Origin of the sequence: Microvirga antarctica (genome assembly GCF_017921815.1) — a bacterium.
Lineage (GTDB): Bacteria > Pseudomonadota > Alphaproteobacteria > Rhizobiales > Beijerinckiaceae > Microvirga > Microvirga antarctica.
On the sequence record NZ_JAGEMM010000004.1, the window covers coordinates 316846 to 338650 of the forward strand.

The window sequence follows — 21805 nt, forward strand, 5'->3', positions numbered from 1 at the left end:
GCGACTAGCGGTCGTCTTGTCCAACAAAGCAGGCGACTAATTCCGCCACTGATCCCAGCCGGCGCTCCCGCGCGTGGCGCAGTCGACGGGGCTCGCCGCCTGCGCCGGTTGGATCAGCGGGGTCGAAGACAGGTCGGCGATTTCACGGATGATTTTGTTCCGGATGGCTTCTGCGAATTGCTGCCGCTCGCGAACGGGCACGATGAAGGCACCGCGCCCGCCGATGACACAATCACGATAATAGGCATCAAGATTGTCAATGTCGCCGAACCCGGAAGGGCGCTTCAGCATGATGGGCAGGCCGTTGATGGTGATGCCTTGGGATGCCGCTTCGTCTCGGGCACGAGTGACGGCGCGGCCGCTGCTGTTGGGGCCGTCGCCGGAGATGTCGATGACCTTGCGCAGAGGCGTGACCCCGGTATCTGCGAGCAGTCTGACGCCAAAATCGATTGCGCCGGAAATGGACGTTCGGCGCATGCGTGAGACGGGGGCTGCCGCCAGTCGTCCGGCGAACGCCACGGCGTCCGGCTCGTCGTCGAGGACAGTCCAGGGGACGATGACGGTCTGCTCGTTCTCGCCGGACCACTCGACATAGGACACCACGATACGACCGAGCGTGCCTCCGGCGATGGCCTGATGCACCTGCGGCGAGCGCAGCGCTTCGACGAATCCCTGCCTCTGCAGTTCCTGTTCGTCTGGATCCATCGAGCGCGAAACGTCGACTGCCAGTACCAGGGCGAGGTCGACTTCTGTCTCGGCCTTAGCGGCGACCGTCGACATGACCATCATCACGACCGCCAGTACGGGCAGTATGCGCAACCTCATTGCAGCCATCGGGACCTCTTGCTTTCGCGAGCATTGGCGTGAATGGGCGCGGAGGCAAGCGCTTTCAGCCGGCAGAGCCCCTCGCCATTCCCGAAGACGCGCCGACAAAATTAAAGCCTTGCGCTCCCACACTAGCAAACTAGCATACAAGATAAGAACGCTGTGCCTGCATCGATGGCGCAAGAATGTTTCACTGGAGGGACGCATGAGACAAGCATTGACGCGCCGTGGACTTCTCGGAACGGCAACGGGCGCACTTGCGCTTTATGGCTCGGGCGCCTGGGGTCAGCCGGCACCCGTCCCGGCCAATCCGGTTGCGCTCAACATCATCGATGTGGCGGGCAATCTGCAGCTCACGCAAGCATCGATCGAGCGGTTTGCCCGAGAGAACCCCAAGATCGTATCCCGGGTCACCTTTTCGCGAGCGCCCTCGCCGGAATTGCCCTCGAAACTGAAGGCGCAGCAACAGGCAGACAAGGTGGATATCGACCTCGTCCTGACAGGGCCGGGCGCTTTATCGGATGGGATTCAACAGGGGCTCTGGATCGACGTGGTCAAGGCCCATGCGGCCGGCTTGCCGAAGCTCGACGAGATCTATCACCCCCAAGCTTTGATGATGCAGAAGAACTTCGGGCAGGATCAGGGCGTGGCTGTTGTCTATTCGCCGTCGGGCCCCTTGTTCGAGTATGCCCCTGAGCGCGTCAAAAGCGTTCCCCGCACGGCAGCGGATCTGCTGGCGTGGGTCAAGGCGAACCCGAAGCGCTTCACCTATGCGCGCCCCGTCAATTCGGGCCCCGGTTGGACGTTTCTCATGGGCATCCCCTACATCCTTGGCGATAAGGATCCGACGGATCCCATGGGCGGTTGGGACAAGACCTGGGCATTCCTGAAGGAGCTTGGCACCGGGATCGACTATTATCCCGCCGGCACGGGTGCGACCATGAAGGAGCTTGGAGAGGGAACCCGCGACATCATCGTGACGACCTGCGGTTGGGACATCAACCCGCGCGCGCTCGGCATCGTGCCCAAAGAGGCCGGAATCTTTGCGCTCGAGGGCACCCATTGGGTCCCGGACACGCAGTTCATGTGCATCCCCAAAGGCGTGCAGGCCGAGAAGATCGGCGCGCTCCTTGCCTTGATGACCTACATGCTGCAGCCGCAGCAACAGGCTGCGACCTACGACAAGGGTTACTTTTATCCCGGCCCGGCGATCAAGGGCGTGACGCTTGCGATGGCGCCGGAGGAAAGCCAGGCCGTGATCAAGGAATTCGGCCGGCCAATCTACGACGAGCTGATCGCCAAGTTACCGACCGTTGTGCCGCTCAGCCCTGAAAAGCTGGTGGCGGCGTTCAGGCGCTGGGATCAGGAAATCGGCGCCATGGCGAAGTAGGCGTGCGCTTCGCGGTCATCGGTCTCGACCATCGCCATATCTACCATATGGTCGAGGGTCTTCTCGCAGCTGGTGCCGCGTGCGTCGGCTACGATCCTGCCACGAGCGACGCTCGCGTGCTCGCCGGATTCGAAGAGCGCTTTCCCGCCTTGACGAAAGTCACGGAACGTCGACGGCTGATCGAAGATCCGACCGTCGACGTGGTCGTCTGCGCCGCCATCCCGCGCGACCGTGCGGCCATCGCGGTGGAGGCGATGAGGCACGGCAAGGACGTGATGGTCGACAAGCCCGGCGTGACGACAATCGCGCAACTTGTGGAAGTCGAGGCGTGTGTGGCCGAGACAGGGCGTATTTTCTCTATCTGCTTCTCGGAACGGTTCATCGTTCCCGCGACGCTCGTCGCCGAGAAACTGATCGGCGACGGCACCATCGGACGGGTAATCCAGACCATCGGGATGGGACCCCACCGCCTCAACCGGCAGATCCGCCCGGATTGGTTTTTCGACACCACCGCCTACGGCGGCATTCTGGCCGATATCGCCTCACACCAGATCGATCAATTCCTGCATTTCACCGGCTCGCGGGATGCGCAGATCATCGCCTCCTCCGTGGGTCATTTCGGTGACGGGGAGTATCCGGGCTTTCAGGATTTCGGGGACATCCTGCTGCGAAGCGAAGGGGCCAGCGGCTACATCCGGGTGGACTGGTTCACCGCGGACGGCCTGTCGAACTGGGGAGATGGACGGCTGTTCATCCTCGGGACCGAAGGGACGATCGAGCTCCGCAAATACGTCGATCTTGCGGGCCGCCCTGGAACCGATCATGTCTTTGTCGTCGATCGCCAAGGGACGCGATATATCGAGGCACACCGCGAGCCCCTTGTCTATTTCGACCGATTTCTGACCGACGTCCGTGACCGCACAGAGACCGCCATGCGTCAGGACCACGTCTTTGCCGTCTGTCGGCTTGCCCTGCAGGCACAGGCGGATGCCTCATATCTGACGGGCAGCGCACGCCCCGGACATCCGGAGAGTTCATGATCAAGAAGATCGAATTGGCGATGATCGGGTTGGGCCCCGCCTCCCAGCCGCATTCCAAGAGCCTCATCGATCTTGCGTCCAGGGTGAATGTCCGCTGGGCCGTCGGCCGCTCGGCGGAGCGCGCGCGCGCCTTCGAGGCCGAGTTCGGTTTCCGAACCACGACTGACCTCGATGCGGCCATTGCCGATCCCGCCGTCGAGGCCGTGCTGCTTCTGACGCCGCCAAGCACACATCTGGCGATCGCAGAGAAGTGCCTGGCCGCCGGCAAGCATGTGCTGATCGAGAAACCTCTCGAGCTGACCCTGCAACGCGCCGAGCGTCTCGTCGCGCTGGCGAGGGCGTCCGGATTGCGGTTCGGCGTTGTCCTCCAGCACCGCTTTCGGCCCGCGAGCCTCCGGCTCAAGCAGGCCTTGGAGACCGACGAACTCGGTCAGGTGCAGGCGGGTTTTCTCACGGTGCCCTGGTGGCGGCCACAGGCCTATTATGATGAGTCCGGCCGCGGAACACTGGCGCGCGACGGCGGCGGCGTCCTGCTGACGCAGGCGATCCATTCGCTCGATCTCTTCCGGTCGCTCCTGGGGGTCTCCGAGGTCGTCAAGGCCGACGTCCGCACCACGGAGCTTCATCAGATGGAGACCGAGGATCTGGTAACGGCGATCCTTCGCCTTGGGAACGGCGCACCGGGCACGCTTATGGCGACCACCGCCGCCTATCCGGGCTATGCCGAGCGGATCGAGATCATCGGTACAAAGGGCTTCGCCTCGCTGATCGGCGGCACACTGCAATTGTCCTGGCTCGACGGCACCGAAGAGCGTGTCGAAGCGGAAGGAAAAACCGGGAGCGGAGCCAGCATCATGGATTTCCCCCATGATGCCCATCGGGCCGTCCTGGCCGACTTTCTCGATGCGATCCGCGAGGGCAGGGATCCACAGGTGTCCGGCGAGGAAGCGCTGGCGAGCCAACGCCTGGTGACCGACATTCTTGCGGCTGGCCGGGAATGATGCTGGAGGCCAGACGCAGCGCGGCCCGATCCGACGCTCTGGCCCTTGCGGGGCGACTTCGCTAGTCTGCTTGGGCAGACGCGACAGCGAACGGGTTGTCCGAGGACAGGTCGCGCAGCCAGAGGTCAAGGACTTGACATGGAAAAGGTTTCTTCGCCCGAGCGCCTCCACCGGGTCCTCCCGACCGATGGTTTTGGCGGCGCCCTCGCTGGGCGGGTCTGGCAACCCGGTATCGGACCGACGCTCGTGTCGATTCGCGAGGGCGGGGTCGTTGACCTTTCGCAATCGTGCGCAACGATGAGCGAACTGGCGGCCCTCGGCGAACCGGCTCTGGTCTGTCGCACCGCGTCCGGAGCGCGCCTCGGCTCTTTCGAGGACATTCTGGCCAATACGCCGCCGGACGGACGCGATCCTGCCAAGCCTTGGTTTCTGGCTCCCATCGACCTCCAGGTCATCAAAGCCGCGGGCGTGACCTTTGCGGTCTCCATGCTGGAGCGGGTGATCGAGGAGCGGGCGCGTGGCGATGCTGCGGCCGCGGTCGCGATCCGGCGTGAGGTGACGCGCCTAGTCGGGGATGATCTGAGCAAGCTCAAGCCTGGCTCCACGGAGGCAATGGGTCTCAAGGCGGTCCTCGTGGCGCAAGGGGCATGGAGCCAGTATCTCGAGGTCGGCATCGGTCCTGACGCGGAGATCTTTACCAAAGCTCCGACCCTCTCGGCGGTCGGGCCCGGCATGGACGCGGGCTACCACCCAAAATCGACCTGGAACAACCCGGAGCCGGAGGTCGTGATTGTCGTGTCGCCCGCTGGACGGATTGTCGGGGCCACGCTCGGCAACGATGTCAATCTGCGCGATGTCGAGGGCCGGTCCGCCCTGCTTCTGTCAAAGGCGAAGGACAACAACGCTTCCTGTGCAATCGGGCCCTTCGTGCGCTTCTTCGATGACACTTTTACTCTCGACGACGTCCGCACCACGACCGTCACGCTGACGGTCGAGGGTGAGGATGGTTTCAGGCTCGAAGGGTCCTCGTCGATTGCAAAAATCAGCCGGGATCCTGAGGATCTGGTGAGCCAGACCATCGGCCCGGACCATCAGTATCCGGATGGTTTCGTGCTGTTTCTCGGGACTATGTTTGCGCCGACGCAGGATCGGAACGAGCCCGGTCTCGGGTTCACGCACAAGGCAGGCGATGTCGTCACCATCGCGGCGCCCAAGCTCGGTGCGCTCGTGAACCGCATGCGAACGAGTTCGGATTGCGAGCCCTGGACATTCGGTCTCGTGGCGCTCATGACCAACCTTGCTCAACGCGGCCTTCTCAAATCCAAGTCGGACCAGTAACCATGACCATCCAGGCAAAAAACTACATCGCAGGCGAGTGGGTAGCGGCCTCCGATGCTTCGCTCGATATCAACCCGTCGAACACGCAGGATGTGGTGGGGGAATTCGCTCGCGGCAGTGTTGGCGATGCGCAGCGCGCCATCGATGCGGCCGCCGCGGCGTTTCCGTCGTGGTCCCGATCCTCGATCCAGCTTCGCCATGACATTCTGAAGAAGGCCGGCGACGAGATCATCGCGCGCAAGGAAGAATTGGGTCGCCTGCTGTCTCAAGAGGAGGGCAAGACTCTGCCCGAGGGCATCGGCGAGGCCATGCGCGCCGGCCAGATCTTCCAGTTCTTCGCCGGAGAATGCCTGCGGCTTTCGGGTGAAAAACTCGCCTCCGTGCGGCCAGGCGTCGAAGTCGAGATCACCCGTGAGCCGATGGGCGTCGTGGGGCTGATCACACCCTGGAATTTCCCCATCGCGATCCCAGCCTGGAAAATCGCACCGGCACTGGCCTATGGCAATTGCGTCGTCTTCAAGCCGGCGGATTTGGTGCCTGCCTCCGCGCATGCCCTGTCCGAAATCATCGCCAAGGCCGGTGTCCCGGCGGGGGTTTTCAACCTGGTCATGGGGCGGGGATCGGTGGTCGGCGAGACCATGCTGACGAGCCCGCAGATTGCTGCGATCTCGTTCACCGGTTCGGTCGCGACGGGGCGCAAGGTCGCCCAATCATGCATCGGGTCGGACCCCATGAAGAAGATGCAGCTGGAAATGGGCGGCAAAAACCCGCTCGTCGTGCTCGACGATGCCGATCTCAAGGTCGCGGTGGAATGCGCGGTCAACGGCGCCTTTTTCTCCACAGGTCAGCGCTGCACGGCCTCCTCGCGTCTCATCGTGACGGACGGGATTCACGACCGCTTCGTGGAGGCGATGACCGAGCGTATGCAAGGCCTTGTCGTCGACGATGCGCTCAAACCCGGCACGCAGATCGGGCCGGTCGTCGACCAGAGTCAACTCGATCAGGATCTCTCCTACATTCGACTTGGCCAGGACGAGGGCGCAACGCTGGTTCAGGGGGGCGAACGCCTCACACGGGACCATCCGGGCTTCTACCTGTCTCCGGCCCTGTTCACAAACGTGGACAACCAGATGCGCATTGCGCGCGAGGAAATCTTCGGCCCCGTCGCCACGATCACGCGTGCAAAAACCTACGAGGAGGCACTGGCGATCGCGAATGATACGCCGTTTGGCCTCTCGTCGGGCATTTGCACCACAAGCCTGAAGCACGCGGGTCATTTCAAGCGCAACAGCGAAGCCGGCATGGTCATGGTGAACCTCCCGACGGCGGGCGTTGATTACCATGTGCCATTCGGCGGCCGAAAAGGCTCCTCCTACGGTCCGCGCGAGCAGGGGCGCTACGCGCAGGAGTTCTACACCACGGTCAAGACGGCCTACACGCACGATGGCAATTGAGCACACTTAACCGGTCATTCCGCCCAGCAAACGTGCTTTCCGGATAATACCGTAACAGTCTCGGCCCGGGAAAGGCTGGTTTTGCATTCGGTGGTCTTGCATGGACAGGTGTCTAGACCATCGTGGAGGACATGAGTAAATCGTATAATGGAATGAGATGAACTAGTCTGGCGTTATCACGTTGTTGTCCATCAGGGTTTGCAGGAGACACTGGAACTGTCCGACGCGGGACAACGCAATGGTGTGGCAGATGGCGACCGACGTGCAGACGACGCCCCCTCGACGGCGAGAGACCGCGCCGCAGGTAAGTGATGCACTGAAGCAGGAATTGCTTGATCTCCAAAGCGAGGTTCTCGCAAGAGTTGCATACGGCGAGCCCCTGGCGTCGATCGTGGATTTTCTCTGCCGCAGAGTCGAGAAGTTCACGGGGAAGTCGGTCTGTTCCGTTCTTACCGTCGACAGGGACGGACTTCTCCACCCGCTGGCGGCCCCCAGTCTGCCCGCCTCCTTTTCCCAGGCGCTGGAGGGCTTGCCTATCGGGCCGCATGTTGGGTCATGCGGAACAGCAGCCTATCGGGGCGAAGACATCGAAGTCCGGGATATCGCGACCGACCCACGATGGGCCGATTTCGAGTTCCTCACCCTGCCCCTCGGCCTCAAGGCCTGCTGGTCCAGCCCCATCAAGGCGCGCGATGGGCATGTGATCGGCACCTTTGCTTTCTACTTCCATTCAGCGCGCGGGCCTGTCGATCTCGAAAGGCATATCGTCGCTGCCTGCACGAACCTTTGCGCCATTGCGATCGAACATCAGCAGATTCAACAGCGCCTCCATGATCTCGCATTCGTCGATGCGCTGTCTGGGCTTTCGAACCGCGTGAGCTTCGATCGACGGATAAAGCAAGCTGCCGAGGAAGACACGCCCTTCGCACTTCTGCTGGTCGACATCGATCAACTCAAGTCCGTCAATGACACGCTCGGACATGTTGCAGGCGATGCGCTGATCCGAGCGGTCGCCAGTCGCCTGGAAACGATGGGACAGTCCATGGAGGCTTTCCGGCTCGGCGGGGACGAATTTGCCCTCATGGTGCTGGGCTGTCGCAGCGAGGCGGCCATGGCGGACGCGGCTCAGCATTTAATTTCGACAATCGGTGCGCCGTTCCATCACGCGCATCAGACGATCATTCCGTCTGTCACGATCGGTGGCATACTGCAGGCCGAGGAAGCCGTAGATGTCGATACCTTGCGGCAGAATGCGGATTTCGCTCTCTATCACGGGAAGGAGACGCATCGCGGCGGTTTCGTCCCGTTCCGGGCAGGGATGCGCACGTCCATCAGCCAGCGGATTAAGGCTGTCAGGGTGGTCGGCGAAGCACTCGCCGAGGGGCGCATCATCCCCCACTACCAGCCGATCGTTCGCATGGACAGTGCGGAGGTCATCGGGCTCGAGGCACTTGCGCGCATTACCGATGTCCAAAAGGCGCTGCTGGCCGCAAAGGAGTTTCATGAGGCCTTGACCGACTCGCGGATCGTCTACGCCCTGACCGGGCAAATGCTGACACGTGTTGCGGCCGATCTCCGTCGATGGCTGGACATGGGCATTCCCTTTCAACATGTCGGAATCAACGTCACGACGGCTGATTTTCAGCGGGGGGATTTAGAGGTTCGCATCACGGATGCTTTCGCGCAGGCCGGTGTTCCGCTCAAACACATCATCCTGGAGGTGAACGAGTCCGTCTTCATGGGAACGGGTGATCACATGGTGGCGCGGGAGGTCGAAAGTCTGCGCGCCAAGGGGATCCGCGTGGCATTGGATGATTTCGGGACGGGGTTTGCGTCCCTGACTCATCTGCTCAATTTTCCGGTCGACATCATCAAGATCGACAAATCCTTCGTGGACCGGATCATCGATGATCGGCCCAGCGGCGTTATCGTCGAGGCGATCCTCGACATCGCGCGCAAGCTCGACATCCGGGTGATTGCGGAAGGCATCGAGACCAGGGAACAGGTCGATCGCCTGCTGTCGATGGGATGCGTTCTTGGTCAGGGGTTCCACTTCGCCCGGCCCGCATCGGCCGGAGTCACAACCGATATCCTGTGCAAGTTCGGGCAATTGTCCCCGATCTGACGGTCGAACAGGATCTCTGCCCCGCCCTCAAAGACCCACGACGCCGCCGTCTGCCGGGGCGCGGACATGACATGCAGCCTCTGTCCCGGTGGGACAGGGGACGAGCGGAGGACGCACGCGCGCGCACCGGTCGATGGAGATGGGGCAACGCCCGATAAAGGGACATCCCACGGGAGGGTCGAGGGCGCTCGGCAATTCCCCTTTCAGCACGATCCGCTCCCGTCGCCGTTGACGGGCGGGATCCGGCAGGGGAATCGCCGAGAGCAGCGCCTGGGTGTACGGGTGCCGGGGCGCCTCGAACAGCGCGTCGACCGGGCCTCGCTCGGCAATCGTGCCGAGATAGAGCACCAGCGCGTCGTCGGCGATGTGGCGAACGACAGACAGGTCGTGTGAGATGAAGAGATAGGTCAAACCGAGATCGCGCTGAAGCTCAAGCAGGAGGTTCAGGATCTGTGATCGGATCGACACGTCAAGGGCCGAGACGGGCTCGTCGAGAACCAGCAGGCGCGGCGACAAGGCAAGCGCTCGTGCGATGACCACACGCTGCCGCTGACCCCCGGAAAGCGCATTCGGCAGCCGGGCCGCAAATGTTTGCGACAGGCCCACGCGGTCGAGGAGCTCCGCCACGCGCCGCCGACGCTCCTGCCTGGGCCGTCCAGCAATGGCGAGCGGTTCGGCCACGCTATCGCCGATGGTCATCTTCGGGTCGAGGGCGGCGCTTGGATCCTGGAAAACGATCTGCATCTCAGAGGCCAGCGCCTGGCGGTCGCGGCCGCGCAGATGGGTGATATCGCGACCGTCGAACAACACCTGGCCCGAGGTCGGTTTCTCGAGGCCCAGAACCGCATAGGCGGTGGTGGACTTGCCGCATCCCGATTCGCCCACGATGGCGACTGTGCGGCCGGCCGGAACGTCGAACGAAATCCCATCCACGGCTTTCACCGTTGCATCCTTGTGCGCACCGCGAAGAGGGAAGTGGACCTTGAGGTCGCGCACCTGGAGGAGCGGTTGTGGGCTTTCGGCAAGTGCCATCAGGCGAGCTCCGCGACACGGGTGGAATGCCAGCATGCCGTGTCATGGTCCGGCCCCACTTCCACTAATGGCGGAACGGTTGCGCAAGCCTCGTCGGCCAGCGGACATCGGTTGCGGAACCGGCACCCGTCCGGCCACGTCCCCGCTGCAGGGACGACGCCGGCGATCGTCTTGAGGTCGACCTTGCGCGGTCCGTCGAGTTTCGGAATGGTCGCCAACAAGAGTTTTGTATAGGGATGCCGGGGCTCTTCGAAGATCGCGTCAACGGGCCCGCTCTCGACGATGCGTCCGCCATACATGATGCAGACGTCATCCGCGAGATCGGCCACCACGCCCATGTCGTGGGTGATCACCAGGATCGCGGTCCCGGCGCTCTGCCGGAGATCGCGCATGAGATCGAGAATCTGGGCCTGGATCGTCACATCCAGCGCAGTGGTGGGCTCATCGGCGATCAGGAGCTTGGGGCGACAGATGAGGGCGGCGGCGATCATGATGCGCTGACACATGCCGCCGGACAACTCGAAGGGGTATTGTTCCGCACGTCGTTCGGCGTCTGAAATGCCGACGCGCGTCATCATCGCGATGGCTTCGCGCCGTGCTTCTGCAGACCCAAGCCCCCTGTGCAGACGAAGTGCCTCTTCGACCTGCTCACCGGCACGCATCAGCGGATTGAGCGAGGCGATCGGCTCCTGGAAAATGATTGCGACCTCGTCACCGCGCACGCCTGCCAACTGCTCTTCGCTCATCGCGCTGAGGACGCGACCGCCAAGTTCAACGGTGCCACCGGTGAAACGCGCGGCCTTCGGCAGCAATCGCAAAATCGAAAGTGCCGTCAGGCTTTTCCCGCACCCGCTCTCGCCGACAAGCGCCACGATGCGTCCGGCGCTTGCGGTGATCGAGACCCCATCGACGACGCGCGCCCCGCCGATCTCGATGGCGACATCCCTCATGGCCAGGACGGGCTCGGCTGCATTCATGAGGCGGGTGCCGCGTCATCGGCAGCCACCACGGCGGACCACGGGCTTGTGGGATGAACCATCCCGACAAAACCGCCATCGTCTCGCATGACGGCGGAGGGGATTGCGAAATTGACAGGGTAGATCGTGTCGTCGACCCGCTCGACTGGGTGGAGGCGCCCCACTGTTGCGGCGACCTTGGCGCCGGCCCGGATATCGACCTTGATGACGGGTGTGCTGGCGTCAATGCGCGGGCGATGAAAGGCGTCCTCTAGACTTGCGCCGAAATCGACCAGGCTGGAGACGATCTGCAGAACGGTTGGAAAGATGGTCCGCCCGCCAGCGGCGCCAATCGCCAGGTGGGGGCGACCGTCTTGCGTCAGGACGATCGGGCACATATTGGCGAGAGGCTTCACGCCGCCCTTGATGCTGTTGGGCTGCGCGGGTCGCGGGTCAAACCACATCATGCCGTTGTTCATGAGGATGCCGGCATTGGGCAGAACCACTTTCGATCCGAAGCGAGACAACAGGGTGTTGGTCAGCGCCACCATGGTGCCGTCGCGATCGACCACGCTCACATGCGACGTGCAGGATGCCGCGCGGGCGGCGTGGCCCAGGGTGGTCAACCGGTGCTGATAGGTGTCGCGGATGGCGTTGGCGTAGGCAAGCGCGGCATCGGCGTCAGACGTTTCCGGTCCGAAAGTCGTCAGCGCCGACAGACGGTCCATCGCGTCGAGGAAGCTCGGGCCGCCGCTCAACCCTGGCACCACGTGAACGTCGTAATTGCGATACCGGCCCGTCTGGGCTGGATTCCACGTCGGCTGATAGGATGCCATGTCGGCGGCCGAGATGACGGATCCTCCCTGCTGGAGATCGGCGGTCACCAGACGGGCGATCTCGCCTTCATAGAAGTCGCGTGCACCCGATTGGGCAAGACGCTTCAACATCTCGGCTTTTTTCGCCATCGGCCGGAGATGAGGATGAGCGCTGTCGCCGACGGATGGCGCGCGACCCTGATCGAGGAAGAGCGCGGCCGTTTCCGGGTCCCGAACGAGGGCCGGGGCCTCGGTCGAGATGGAGAGAGCCGCGAACCAGTCGACCTCGAAGCCACGAGTCGCGAACGCAATCGCGGGCTCGAGAGCATCCGCCCAGGTCATCGTCCCATGCCGTTCAAGCGCTGCGGCAAAACCCGCCACCGCGCCCGGGATGCAGATGGACGAATAGCCCGACACATTCCGGTCGTCCACGACAGACGGCCAGTTGAACCAGTTGCCGCTCTGGTTCTCGGCCAGCGGATAGTCGGACGGATCAACGGCTGCCGCCGATCGCATGTTGAAGTCGAGCGTGTCCACGTCGCCGGTGCGGCCGTCGGCCCTCACCAGAAAGCCGCCACCGCCAACGCCCGACAGCCAGGGCTCGACAATACTGAGAACCAGGGCGGTGACGACCGCCGCGTCGATCGCATTGCCTCCGCGCTCAAGCACGGTCGCACCGGCCGCCGCCGCGTGGCGGTTCTGCGCGGCCACCATGCCATTCCGCGACCGGACGCACGGCTTCAGCACCTGGAATGTCTGCATGTTACTGGGCTCCCTTGAACCGGCGCGCGCCGATCGCGTCCGGGACACGCGACGTGACGGAAAAGCCGTCCCCGAGGCTGCGATGATGGCGCGCGACCTCGCCGACGGTCGCAATCCAGACCGCAGGGTCGTTCGCGATGCTCTCCAGCAATCGCTCCAGCATGCGGATGCGACCCGCTCTGCCGGAAATCCAATCGTGAACGGTCAGCATGAACAGACCGCGTTCCCGCTTGAGGACGTCCCATTCGTCGAGCCACGAGTCGAGGACGCCTGTCTGAGAGGAGGGCGCCCAGCGGTCTGCGCCGCTGCCGACGAACTTGAAGTAAATCGCATCATCGATTGCCCATTGGACGGGGATCTCCGTCACGCCATCAATCGTGTAGGGGTGATCGAAACCCATCAGCGAGCTGTCATACAGGTCCCGCCGCTTGAGTTCGGCCAACATGAAGGGAGTCATCTCCCAGGCTGGCGATCGGAAGCCTGTCGGCTTTGCGCCGATCTGACGTGCGAAGATCGCAAAGGATTCGTCGAGCGCCCTGACAAACTCGTCATCCTGGATGTCCGCCACCACCTCGTGGAAGTAACCGTGCAATCCGACCTCGTGGCCTCGTGCCACAAAGGCTGGCAGAAGTGCGGGGTGATTTTCCGCGACGAGGCCGGGGACGAAGAACGTCCCCTTCATGGCATGGCGGTCGAGAAGATCGAGCAAGCGCCAGATTCCGGTGCGCGGGCCAAAGAGGCGCTGCTCCATCTGCCCGATGAGCGCATCTGGCACGGCATCTTTTCGACCCCAGAGATAGGGAGACTCCGCGTCGACGTCGACGGTGAAGCAGAAGGCGCTTGTCTTGCCGCCGGGCCAGGAATAGCGAGGAAACGGCGACGCGTGGAGATCAGGATCCGTCATTGGGCGGGTCTCACAGGGCTTTCTTCTTGGCTTGGTGAACCGCGAGCGAGCCGATGGAATTGCCGCCATCGACCGTCAACGTACTGCCAGTCACGTAATCCGACGCGTCGCTGGCGAGATACAGCAGGGCATTTCCCACATCCTGTCTGGACGAGGGACGGCCGAGGGGAATCGCCGCCACCGTGTTGGCGATATGATCCTGCGTGAGATCGCTGACCGTGCTTCCGGCCGCGAAGCCAGGCTCCAGCGTGTTGACACGAATCCCATATTCCGCGAGCTCGATCGCGAAGCCTTTGGTCAGCCGGTCGAGGGCAGTCTTGGACGTGCAATAGGGCACAACCGTGCTTCGCATCTTGCGCGAGGCGCCCGATGAAATGTTGATGATCGAGCCCGGCAGGCTCCTTCGCACCATCTGCGTCGCAAATCGCTGGGTGGTGATGAAGGGCGCGCGCAGGTTGATCGAGAAGATGCGGTCGAAATCCGCCGTTGAAATATCGAGCAGGAATCCGCTGGGATAGATGCCCGCATTGTTGACGAGGATATCCGGCGCGCCCCAGCGCGCGCCGACGGCGTCGACGAGCGCTACAATCGAGGATTCTTGCGTCAGATCGGCCGTGTGGGTGAAACCCTCCGCTCCGAGGGCGTGCGACGCGGCGAGCCGATCGAGCCCGGCCTGATCCATGTCGGTGAGACAGAGATGGCAGCCAGCCTCTTCCAAGGTGGCCACGATCCATTCGCCGATCACGCCGCTGGCACCGGTGATCACCGCGCGTTTGCCTTTAAGATCGTCAAAGAACTGCATGGTCGGCCTCAATGGATTCGTGGATCGAGATAGTCGCGAACGAAGTCGCCGATAAGATTGATGGCCAGCACCAGCAGAAACAGGCAGGCTCCCGGCAGGGTGGCAATCCACCACGCATTGGCCAGATAGTTGCGGCCGACGCTCAGGATCGCGCCCCAGCTCGCGGTCGGCGGCTGGACGCCAAGGCCGAGAAAGGACAAGCCGGCCTCGAACAGCACCATCAGGCCGAATTCCAGCGTCGCCACCACCGTGATGGCCCCGATGATGTTCGGCAGGACATGACGCAGCAGCACGCGTGTTGCGCTCGCACCCATGAAGGCGGAAAGACGCACATAGGGCATGTTCGCGACAGCGAGCGTCTGGCCATAGGCGACGCGGGCGTAGCGGGGCCAGCGTGTGAGGACGAGCACCAGGATGACGTTCAAGAGGCTCGGTCCGAGGACCGCCACGGTGATGATCGCCAGCAGGATAGCCGGAATCGACAGGAAGACGTCGACCACGCGCATGATGACCATTTCGACCCAGCCGCGGCGGTAGCCGGCCATCATGCCGAGGCAGACTCCCACCGCGCCTGACAGTATGACGGACGCGAAGGCGACGGTCAGCGAGATGCGCGCGCCGTAGATGATCCGGCTCAGGACGTCGCGACCGAGTTCGTCGCTGCCGAGCCAATAGTGGAAGGTCCGCGAGACTGTTCCGGGCGGCTTGAGACGGCCAACCAGGTTCTGGGCGTTGGGATCGTAGGGTGCGATCAGCGGTGCAAAGATGGCCGCGGCCACGAACATGGCAATGAGCGCCACCGGCCACCACCGGCTCGTCTTGACGAGGGCTTGAGAGAATGTGATGCGTTGGGCAACCAGGCCGCTCATCGCGCAACCTCCAGCCTGATACGCGGATCGACGACGCTGTAGAGGATATCAGCCAGCAGGTTGAGCGCGACCGTCACGAACGAGCCCAGCAGGACGACCCCCTGAACGATCAGAAAATCGCGCGCCAGGATCGACTGAACGGTCACTTGCCCGAGACCTGGCCATGCGAAGACCGTCTCGACGATCACGGCCCCGGCCAGGAGATTCGAAATTTCGAGCGCCGCAACCGTGATCACCGGGATCGCCGCGTTGCGTGCCACGTGACGCCACAGGAGTCTGCTCGTGCGAACACCGCGGGCCCTTGCGGTGCGGACATAGTCCTTGCTGAGCTCGTCGAGGAGCGAGGTTCGTGTAATGCGCGCGAAAGTCGCCATGCTCAGCAAGCCCAGCGTGACCGAGGGCAGGATCAGATGAGAGAAATCGCCCGACGATGACGGCGGCAACCATCCCAGCGCGATGGCGAAGACGAGGATCAGCAGAATTCCGCTCCAGAAAGTCGGCATGCTCTGTGCGGCCAGAACGAACCCCGTGGCAACCTTCGCGATGGGGCGGTCACGAAACTGCGCGAGCAGGATCCCGATCGGAATGCCCAATCCGCAGGCCACCACCAATGCGCCCGCCGCGAGCGCAAGCGTATAGGGCAGGCGGGAGGCGATGATCGTGACGACCGGCACATTCTGCACGATGGAGCGGCCGAGATCGAAGCGCACGAGGTTTGCCAGAAATTCGAGGTACTGCACCACAAGCGGGCGATCGAACCCCAGGCTATGGCGAAGCGCTGCGATGTCCTCGCGCGTGGCAGTCTCAGGCACCAGGAGGTAGGTCGGGTCGCCGGTCAGGCGCTGGATAAAAAAGATCAGCGTGGCTACGCCGAACATCGTCACCAGCGCCTGACCGACCCTGCGGAGGAGAAAGGGCCACACGGCCGGGTCAGTCCGTCCAGCTCATGCGGTTGAGAAACATGCTTTCATTGGCTGTCGGCTGCCACTTCAGATTCTTCGTGGCGCCGTAGATTGCTGCGCTCTGATAAAGCGGAATCAGGGGCACCTCCTCGGCCACGATCTCATGCACCTGACGATACAGGTCCTGCCGCTTCTTCGCGTCGAGGGTCTGGCGCGCTTCCTCCAGAAGGCCATCGACCTTCGGGTTGCGATAGGCCGACCAGGCGCTGCTGTTGTGCAGGAGGGGAAACAACACGCCATCCGAGTCCTGGCAGGCGCATGACCAGCGTCCGTAGCTCAAGAGCGAGGTGGCATCGGGTCCTGCCTGGGCGCGTTTCAGATAGCTCGCCATATCCGACATGTTGATCTTCACGTTCAGTCCCGCATCGGTGAGCATCTGCTGCACGGCCTGCACGACGCGCTGATCGAAGACGGGTGCCGTGGCAAGCTCGATCTCCGCTTTGCCGGCTGGTCCCATTTCGGCCACCAGGGCCTTGGCCTTGTCGAGGTCGAAGGCTGGGGCCTTGATGGCATCGCTCCAGCCGAAGATTGCAGGAGTGGCCATTTCCGGCACGGCCTTGTCGTATCCGCCGAGGATGCCGTCGACGATGCCTTCCTTGTCGATGGCGTGCGCTGCCGCCTGCCGCACTTTCACGTTGTCGAACGGCGGCTTCAGGGTGTTGAGGCGCAGATACGCCACGCGCTCGGTGAGACCCGTGAGAGCCTTGGCCTTGGCGGCATTCTTCAACTGGCCGGCCTGATCGCTGTCGAGCGTGACGCCGAGATCGCTGGCGCCGGCCTGCAGGTTTGCGAGGCGGGTCGCCGAATCGGGAACGGCCCGGAACACGGCAACCGGGAACGGACCCTTGGTGCCCCAATACGCGTCATTACGCTTCAGCGTGACCTGTACACCGCGCTGCCACCCGTCGAACTGATACGGTCCGCTGCCGACCGGGTTGACGTTGAAGGCATCCTTGCCCACCGCATCCACCACGTGCTTGGGGACGATGGAGAGCTTGACGAGTTGCGCGAGCAGGGCCGGATAGGCGCTCTTGGTGGTCAGGACGACAGTCGTCGGCGAGGTGGCTTCCGCCTTCACGATCTGATCGAACTGGCCGAGCTGTGGGCTGCCGAATTTCGGATCGGTGATCCGCTGGATGCTGAACACCACGTCGTCGGCGGTCATTTTGCGCCCGTCGTGAAAGACGATGTCGTCACGCAGATCGAAACTGATTTGGGTATCCGACAGATACTTCCAGGATTTGGCGACCTGCGGGGCGATCTCGCCCTTTTCGTCGCGAGTCAGCAGATTGTCGAAGATGTTGCGGTAGACGTAATAGCTGTCCGGGTTCCACTGCACTTGCGGGTCGAGGGACGAGGGTTCGTTGACGAGATCGATGACGAAGCGATCTTTCGACGCGTGCGCCGGAAGCGCTACCGAAGCCGAAAGCGTGAACGCAAGAGCGACAAGACGGGCATACCGAAAACGATCAGTCATGATGTCTATTCCTTGACGGCAGAGGGGGAATGGATGGGGCCTTGAGGACGCTGGGAGCGGGTGCGCCATCGGCGTGCCGATCGTGCGCGTGGTTCGTCATGGGAGAGATCGACCGCCTTCATGGCGAGGCCGGCCAGGTGGCAAAATCGGTCGCAATCAGCCGCAACCCATCTTTCCGCGGCCGGCTCGTTGCCGCAAGCGAGTGCGATAACGAGAGGACCGTGATCCGGCGGCGAGAGGTGAAGCCCGCCCTGATCGAAGCGGGCCTCGATGCGCGCGGCATGATCCCAGGTTTCGCGGAGCCATCGACGGATGATCGGCGGGAGTCCGGCGGCGAGCGTTTCCTTGACCTGTCGGCTGGCGACCCGTGCGGTAACCAGCGACTGCCGGTCTGCCCTGTCGGCGAGGACCGCGACCATTCCGGTCAACTGATCGAGCTGTGCGATTTCCTGGGCCGTTAGGCGGCGGGCGGCAAAGGCGGTTTCAAGGCGGCGGCGGCCCGCGATGACGTCGGCGATCAACGCCTCGGAGACGGCTGTGATCCGCCAGCCCTGGCGCGGCTGCCTGGCCACGAAGCCTTCCACCGATAAGGCGGTGAGCGCCACCCGCACCGCCGCGCGGCCGAGACCATACCGGCTGGCGGCCTCCGCCTCGCTGACGTAGGAGCCCGGGTGGAGGTGGCATTCGACAATCGCCTGCCGCAGGCGATCCACCGCAAGCTCCGTTTGCCGCTTGGGCTGCGGCAGTGTCGAAAGCGGTAAAAAGGGCGACGTTAAGTCAAGCATTCCCGATCCTGATCAAATTTGTGAGATTTCACAAGCTGTTTGTTAACCCGTCCGGAGGAGTCCGCGCTTGAGGCGGCTCCCGTGGCCCGCAGCACTCTCTCGGGTCCGCTGTCGTTGCGTGAGGACCGATTGACAACTGTCCCCTGCAACCGGTTACATAGCTCACCAAGAGGTGAAAACCGGTGACCATTCCGCCGAAACGAGCGCCGACGATTACCGAGGTCGCTTCCCTCGCCGGCGTCTCGCGTGCCACCGTTTCGCGGACCTTCAGCCGGCCTGAGCTTCTTCATGCTGATACGACGGAGCGCGTGCGCGCCGCGGCGGCGCAGCTCGGGTACGTTCCGAACCAGGTGGCCCGCGCTTTAAGCACCGGTCGGGCGGGCAACATCGCGCTTGTCGTGCCGGATATCGCCAACCCCTTCTTTCCGCCGCTCATCCGGGCCGCGCAGGCGAGGGCGGACTCGGAAGGCTATGCGGTCTTCCTCGGCGATTCGGACGAACGGCCGGAGCGCGAAGACATTCTGCTGACCAAGATTGCGCCGCAGGTCGACGGTTTCATCCTGGCATCGCCGCGTCTCGATGAGTCCCGAATCCGCGCGCATGCGGCTCGCCGGCCCCTGGTCCTCATCAACCGGGATATCGACGGCCTTGCGCGGGTGCTCATGGATGTCTCATCCGGCATTGCCCAGGCGGTCCGGCATCTGGCCGATCTCGGCCACCGGCACATCGCCTATGTGAGCGGCCCGCCGGCGTCGTGGGCCAATCAGGAGCGGCAGAGCGCGGCGATCGCCGCAGCGCGTGAATTCGGCATGACGCTGATCGCCATCGCGGCGAGCAGGCCCACCTATCAGGGCGGTCAGGCCGCCGCGACCGAACTCGCACAAACGGATGTGACCGCCACAATCGCGTTCGACGATCTGGTTGCGCAGGGCATCATGGCCGGGCTCGCGGCTCAAGGCCTGCGCGTGCCCGACGAGATGAGCGTCATCGGGTTCGACGACGTGCTTGCCTCGACCACCTATCCGCCGCTCACCACTGTCGCGGCGCATTGCGCGGAGGCCGGGGGACAGGCGGTCGACCTCCTCACCGCGATCCTCCAGGGCGGCAGCACCCCAATGGACCGCATTCTGATTCCGACCGAACTGGTGGTTCGCGCCACCACCACGCAGCCGCGCGCCTCCGCCAAGAGGCGAAGCCAGCAGCCGACCTTCTCGTGAGACCCGATTTTTTCACACAATGCAGGACATGATGAACGTTCAAGTTTTCCCGACCAAAGACGCGCTCGCCAAAGCCGCTGCGGCTCTCGGGGCGCAGGCCATCCGCGCCGCCATCGCGGCCAAGGGCCGAGCCAATATCGTCGTGGCCACAGGCGCGAGCCAGTTCGAGGTTCTCGAGGCGCTGGTGGCCGACCAGACCATCGACTGGACGAAGGTCACCGGCTTCCACCTCGACGAGTATATCGGCATGGCAGACGACCATCCGGCCAGTTTCCGCCGCTACCTGCGGGAGCGCTTCACCGAGCAGCTGCCACGCCTGGGCGCGTTCCATTTCGTCAACGGCGACGCGCCCTCCCTCGAGGGCGAGCTCGAGCGGGTCTCCTCGCTGATTGCCGCACATCCCATCGACGTCACCTTCGCGGGGATCGGCGAGAACGGGCATCTGGCCTTTAACGATCCGCCCGCGGATTTTGACACCGAGGTGCCCTACATCGTGGTGTCGCTGGACGAAAAGTGCCGCCGTCAGCAATTCGGCGAGGGCTGGTTCAAGGCTTTCGACGATGTGCCGAAGACCGCCATCTCGATGAGCATCCGCCAGATCATGAAGAGCAAGCTGCTGATCCTCTCCGTGCCGGATGAACGCAAGGCTGCAGCAACCCGGGAGGCTCTGGAGGGTCCGGTGAGCAATCTCTGTCCGGCCTCCATCGTCCAGCGCCATCCTGCGTGCCACATCCTGCTCGATCCGCAATCTGCGAGCGCCTTGTCGCCGGCGTTTCGCGCCGGTCTCTCGGGGCAATCGAAGTAACCCCCCTTCAACAAGCCAGAGGAGTAAGGTCCATGCGTCGATCTATGATAATCCGCTACGGCGCGATCGCCGGTTTCGCGGTGACCGCCGCCCTGTCGACCGGCAGTCACGCTCAGACCGCTCCCGCAAAACCGAAGCAGCCGCTGACTATCAGCGTCATCGATGTGGCGGGCGATCTGCAGATCAGCCAGCCGGCCATCGAGAAGTTCAAGACGGATCATCCTGACCTCGTCTCCCGGTTCGTCTTCACCAAGGCGACAGCGCCTGAATTGGCGGCGAAGCTCAAGGCGCAGCAGGATGCGGGGCGCGTCGACATCGACTTCGTGCTGACCGGCAACGATGCGCTTGCGGGCGGGATGGAGCAGGGGGTCTGGCTGGAAATCCTGCCGAAGTTCCAGGATCGGTTCGCGGACCTGTCAAAGCTCTACATGCCGGGCGCCTACGCGATGCAGAAGATGGGGCGCGGGCAGGCCTTCGTGATCGACTGGTATCCGTCCGGCCCGCTGCTGGAATATGCACCCGCACGCGTGAAGGACCTGCCGGACAGCGCCGAGTCGCTGCTGACCTGGTGCAAGGCCCATCCGGGACGCTTCATGTATGCGCGCCCGTCCAATTCGGGCCCGGGCAGGACGTTTGTGATGGGCCTGCCGTATCTTCTGGGCGACAAGGATCCGCTGGATCCGGTCAATGGCTGGGAGAAGACCTGGTCGTATCTCAACGAACTCGACACCTGCATCGAATACTATCCGGGCGGCACCACCGCGACGATGAAGGAACTGGGCGAGGGATCGCGCGACATCATCGCGACGACGACAGGCTGGGATATCAACCCGCGCTATCTCGGAATCGTGCCTGAAGACTTCAAGGTGGCGACCCTGAAGGGCTTCCATTGGGTTGGGGACGCCAATTACATGGCGATTCCCAAAGGCGTCCCGCAGGAAAAGGTTGACGTGCTGCTGCAACTGATCGGCTATCTGCTCAAGCCGGAGCAGCAGGCCTACATGTACGACCATGGCTACATGTATCCGGGCCCTGCCATTCACAACGTGCCGATCGAGATGGCGCCGAAGGAAAGTCAGGACACGATCAAGAAGTTCGGGCGGCCGGAATATGCCGCCATGATCGCCGACAACCCGATTGAACCGCCTCTCGACGCCAAGCCCCTCGTGGCCATGTTCGACAAGTGGGACCGGGAAATCGGCGGCTCGAAGGCCCGTCAATAAGGTTCGTTGAGACTGATGAAGAC

19 protein-coding genes are annotated in these 21805 nt (G+C 63.2%); 9 read left to right on the forward strand and 10 right to left on the reverse strand.

Annotation, left to right across the window (positions count from 1 at the left end; all coding sequences use genetic code 11):
• Positions 1-36: 36 nt before the first annotated feature.
• Entirely contained in the window at positions 37-834 is a 798-nt protein-coding gene (locus tag J4G32_RS14670; protein ID WP_343232657.1) for a DUF1194 domain-containing protein, read from the reverse strand.
• A gap of 196 nt (positions 835-1030) precedes the next feature.
• Between J4G32_RS14670 and J4G32_RS14675 the strand changes: the two genes are divergently transcribed.
• The 6 genes from J4G32_RS14675 (at position 1031) to J4G32_RS14700 (ending at position 9173) form a co-directional block, all read left to right on the forward strand.
• On the forward strand, positions 1031-2215 hold the full coding sequence (locus tag J4G32_RS14675; RefSeq protein WP_210495989.1) for an ABC transporter substrate-binding protein: 1185 nt from the start codon (positions 1031-1033) through the stop codon (positions 2213-2215).
• A gap of 47 nt (positions 2216-2262) precedes the next feature.
• Positions 2263-3255 carry a Gfo/Idh/MocA family protein gene (locus J4G32_RS14680; protein WP_210496115.1) on the forward strand — a complete coding sequence of 331 codons (993 nt, stop codon included), beginning with the start codon at positions 2263-2265 and terminating at the stop codon, positions 3253-3255.
• A complete protein-coding gene (locus J4G32_RS14685; RefSeq protein WP_246505078.1) occupies positions 3252-4256 on the forward strand; it encodes a Gfo/Idh/MocA family protein in 1005 nt (334 codons plus the stop codon). Before J4G32_RS14680 ends, J4G32_RS14685 begins: the two co-directional genes overlap by 4 nt.
• A 138-nt stretch (positions 4257-4394) precedes the next feature.
• Positions 4395-5594, forward strand: a complete 1200-nt coding sequence (locus J4G32_RS14690) for a fumarylacetoacetate hydrolase family protein (RefSeq protein WP_210495991.1) — start codon at positions 4395-4397, stop codon at positions 5592-5594.
• A 2-nt stretch (positions 5595-5596) separates the two neighbouring features.
• Entirely contained in the window at positions 5597-7048 is a 1452-nt protein-coding gene (locus J4G32_RS14695) for an aldehyde dehydrogenase family protein (RefSeq protein ID WP_210495994.1), read from the forward strand.
• A 250-nt stretch (positions 7049-7298) separates the two neighbouring features.
• Positions 7299-9173 (forward strand): putative bifunctional diguanylate cyclase/phosphodiesterase, encoded by a 1875-nt coding sequence (locus J4G32_RS14700; RefSeq protein ID WP_210495999.1) that lies wholly within the window; start codon positions 7299-7301, stop codon positions 9171-9173.
• Between the two features lie 27 nt (positions 9174-9200).
• Here the strand turns inward: J4G32_RS14700 and J4G32_RS14705 are convergent, their stop codons facing one another.
• The 9 genes from J4G32_RS14705 to J4G32_RS14745 are packed head-to-tail and all read right to left on the reverse strand — an operon-like array spanning position 9201 to position 18537.
• Entirely contained in the window at positions 9201-10205 is a 1005-nt protein-coding gene (locus J4G32_RS14705; protein WP_210496005.1) for an ABC transporter ATP-binding protein, read from the reverse strand.
• A complete protein-coding gene (locus tag J4G32_RS14710; protein ID WP_210496007.1) occupies positions 10205-11182 on the reverse strand; it encodes an ABC transporter ATP-binding protein in 978 nt (325 codons plus the stop codon). Before J4G32_RS14710 ends, J4G32_RS14705 begins: the two co-directional genes overlap by 1 nt.
• Positions 11179-12738 carry a gamma-glutamyltransferase family protein gene (locus J4G32_RS14715; RefSeq protein WP_210496009.1) on the reverse strand — a complete coding sequence of 520 codons (1560 nt, stop codon included), beginning with the start codon at positions 12736-12738 and terminating at the stop codon, positions 11179-11181. Before J4G32_RS14715 ends, J4G32_RS14710 begins: the two co-directional genes overlap by 4 nt.
• A gap of 1 nt (position 12739) precedes the next feature.
• Positions 12740-13642 carry a polysaccharide deacetylase family protein gene (locus tag J4G32_RS14720; protein WP_210496012.1) on the reverse strand — a complete coding sequence of 301 codons (903 nt, stop codon included), beginning with the start codon at positions 13640-13642 and terminating at the stop codon, positions 12740-12742.
• Positions 13643-13652: 10 nt separating this feature from the next.
• Positions 13653-14444, reverse strand: a complete 792-nt coding sequence (locus J4G32_RS14725) for an SDR family NAD(P)-dependent oxidoreductase (protein WP_210496015.1) — start codon at positions 14442-14444, stop codon at positions 13653-13655.
• 8 nt (positions 14445-14452) lie between these two features.
• Positions 14453-15313, reverse strand: coding sequence for an ABC transporter permease (locus tag J4G32_RS14730; protein ID WP_210496018.1), 861 nt, complete (start codon positions 15311-15313; stop codon positions 14453-14455).
• A complete protein-coding gene (locus J4G32_RS14735) occupies positions 15310-16236 on the reverse strand; it encodes an ABC transporter permease (RefSeq protein ID WP_210496021.1) in 927 nt (308 codons plus the stop codon). The genes J4G32_RS14730 and J4G32_RS14735 overlap by 4 nt, the downstream gene beginning before the upstream one ends.
• Positions 16237-16243: 7 nt before the next feature.
• Complete coding sequence (locus J4G32_RS14740; protein ID WP_210496023.1) at positions 16244-17752, reverse strand: ABC transporter substrate-binding protein; 1509 nt, start codon at positions 17750-17752, stop codon at positions 16244-16246.
• A gap of 5 nt (positions 17753-17757) precedes the next feature.
• A complete protein-coding gene (locus J4G32_RS14745; protein WP_210496024.1) occupies positions 17758-18537 on the reverse strand; it encodes a GntR family transcriptional regulator in 780 nt (259 codons plus the stop codon).
• A 182-nt stretch (positions 18538-18719) separates the two neighbouring features.
• On the opposite strand from J4G32_RS14745, the gene J4G32_RS14750 reads away from it, so the two are divergent.
• Genes J4G32_RS14750 through J4G32_RS14760 form a run of 3 tightly spaced genes read left to right on the forward strand, consistent with a single transcriptional unit; the run spans position 18720 to position 21782 of the window.
• On the forward strand, positions 18720-19754 hold the full coding sequence (locus J4G32_RS14750) for a LacI family DNA-binding transcriptional regulator (protein ID WP_343232658.1): 1035 nt from the start codon (positions 18720-18722) through the stop codon (positions 19752-19754).
• Between the two features lie 31 nt (positions 19755-19785).
• Positions 19786-20559, forward strand: a complete 774-nt coding sequence (locus tag J4G32_RS14755) for a glucosamine-6-phosphate deaminase (protein WP_246505079.1) — start codon at positions 19786-19788, stop codon at positions 20557-20559.
• Between the two features lie 32 nt (positions 20560-20591).
• Positions 20592-21782 carry an extracellular solute-binding protein gene (locus J4G32_RS14760; protein ID WP_246505080.1) on the forward strand — a complete coding sequence of 397 codons (1191 nt, stop codon included), beginning with the start codon at positions 20592-20594 and terminating at the stop codon, positions 21780-21782.
• Positions 21783-21805: the final 23 nt, after the last annotated feature.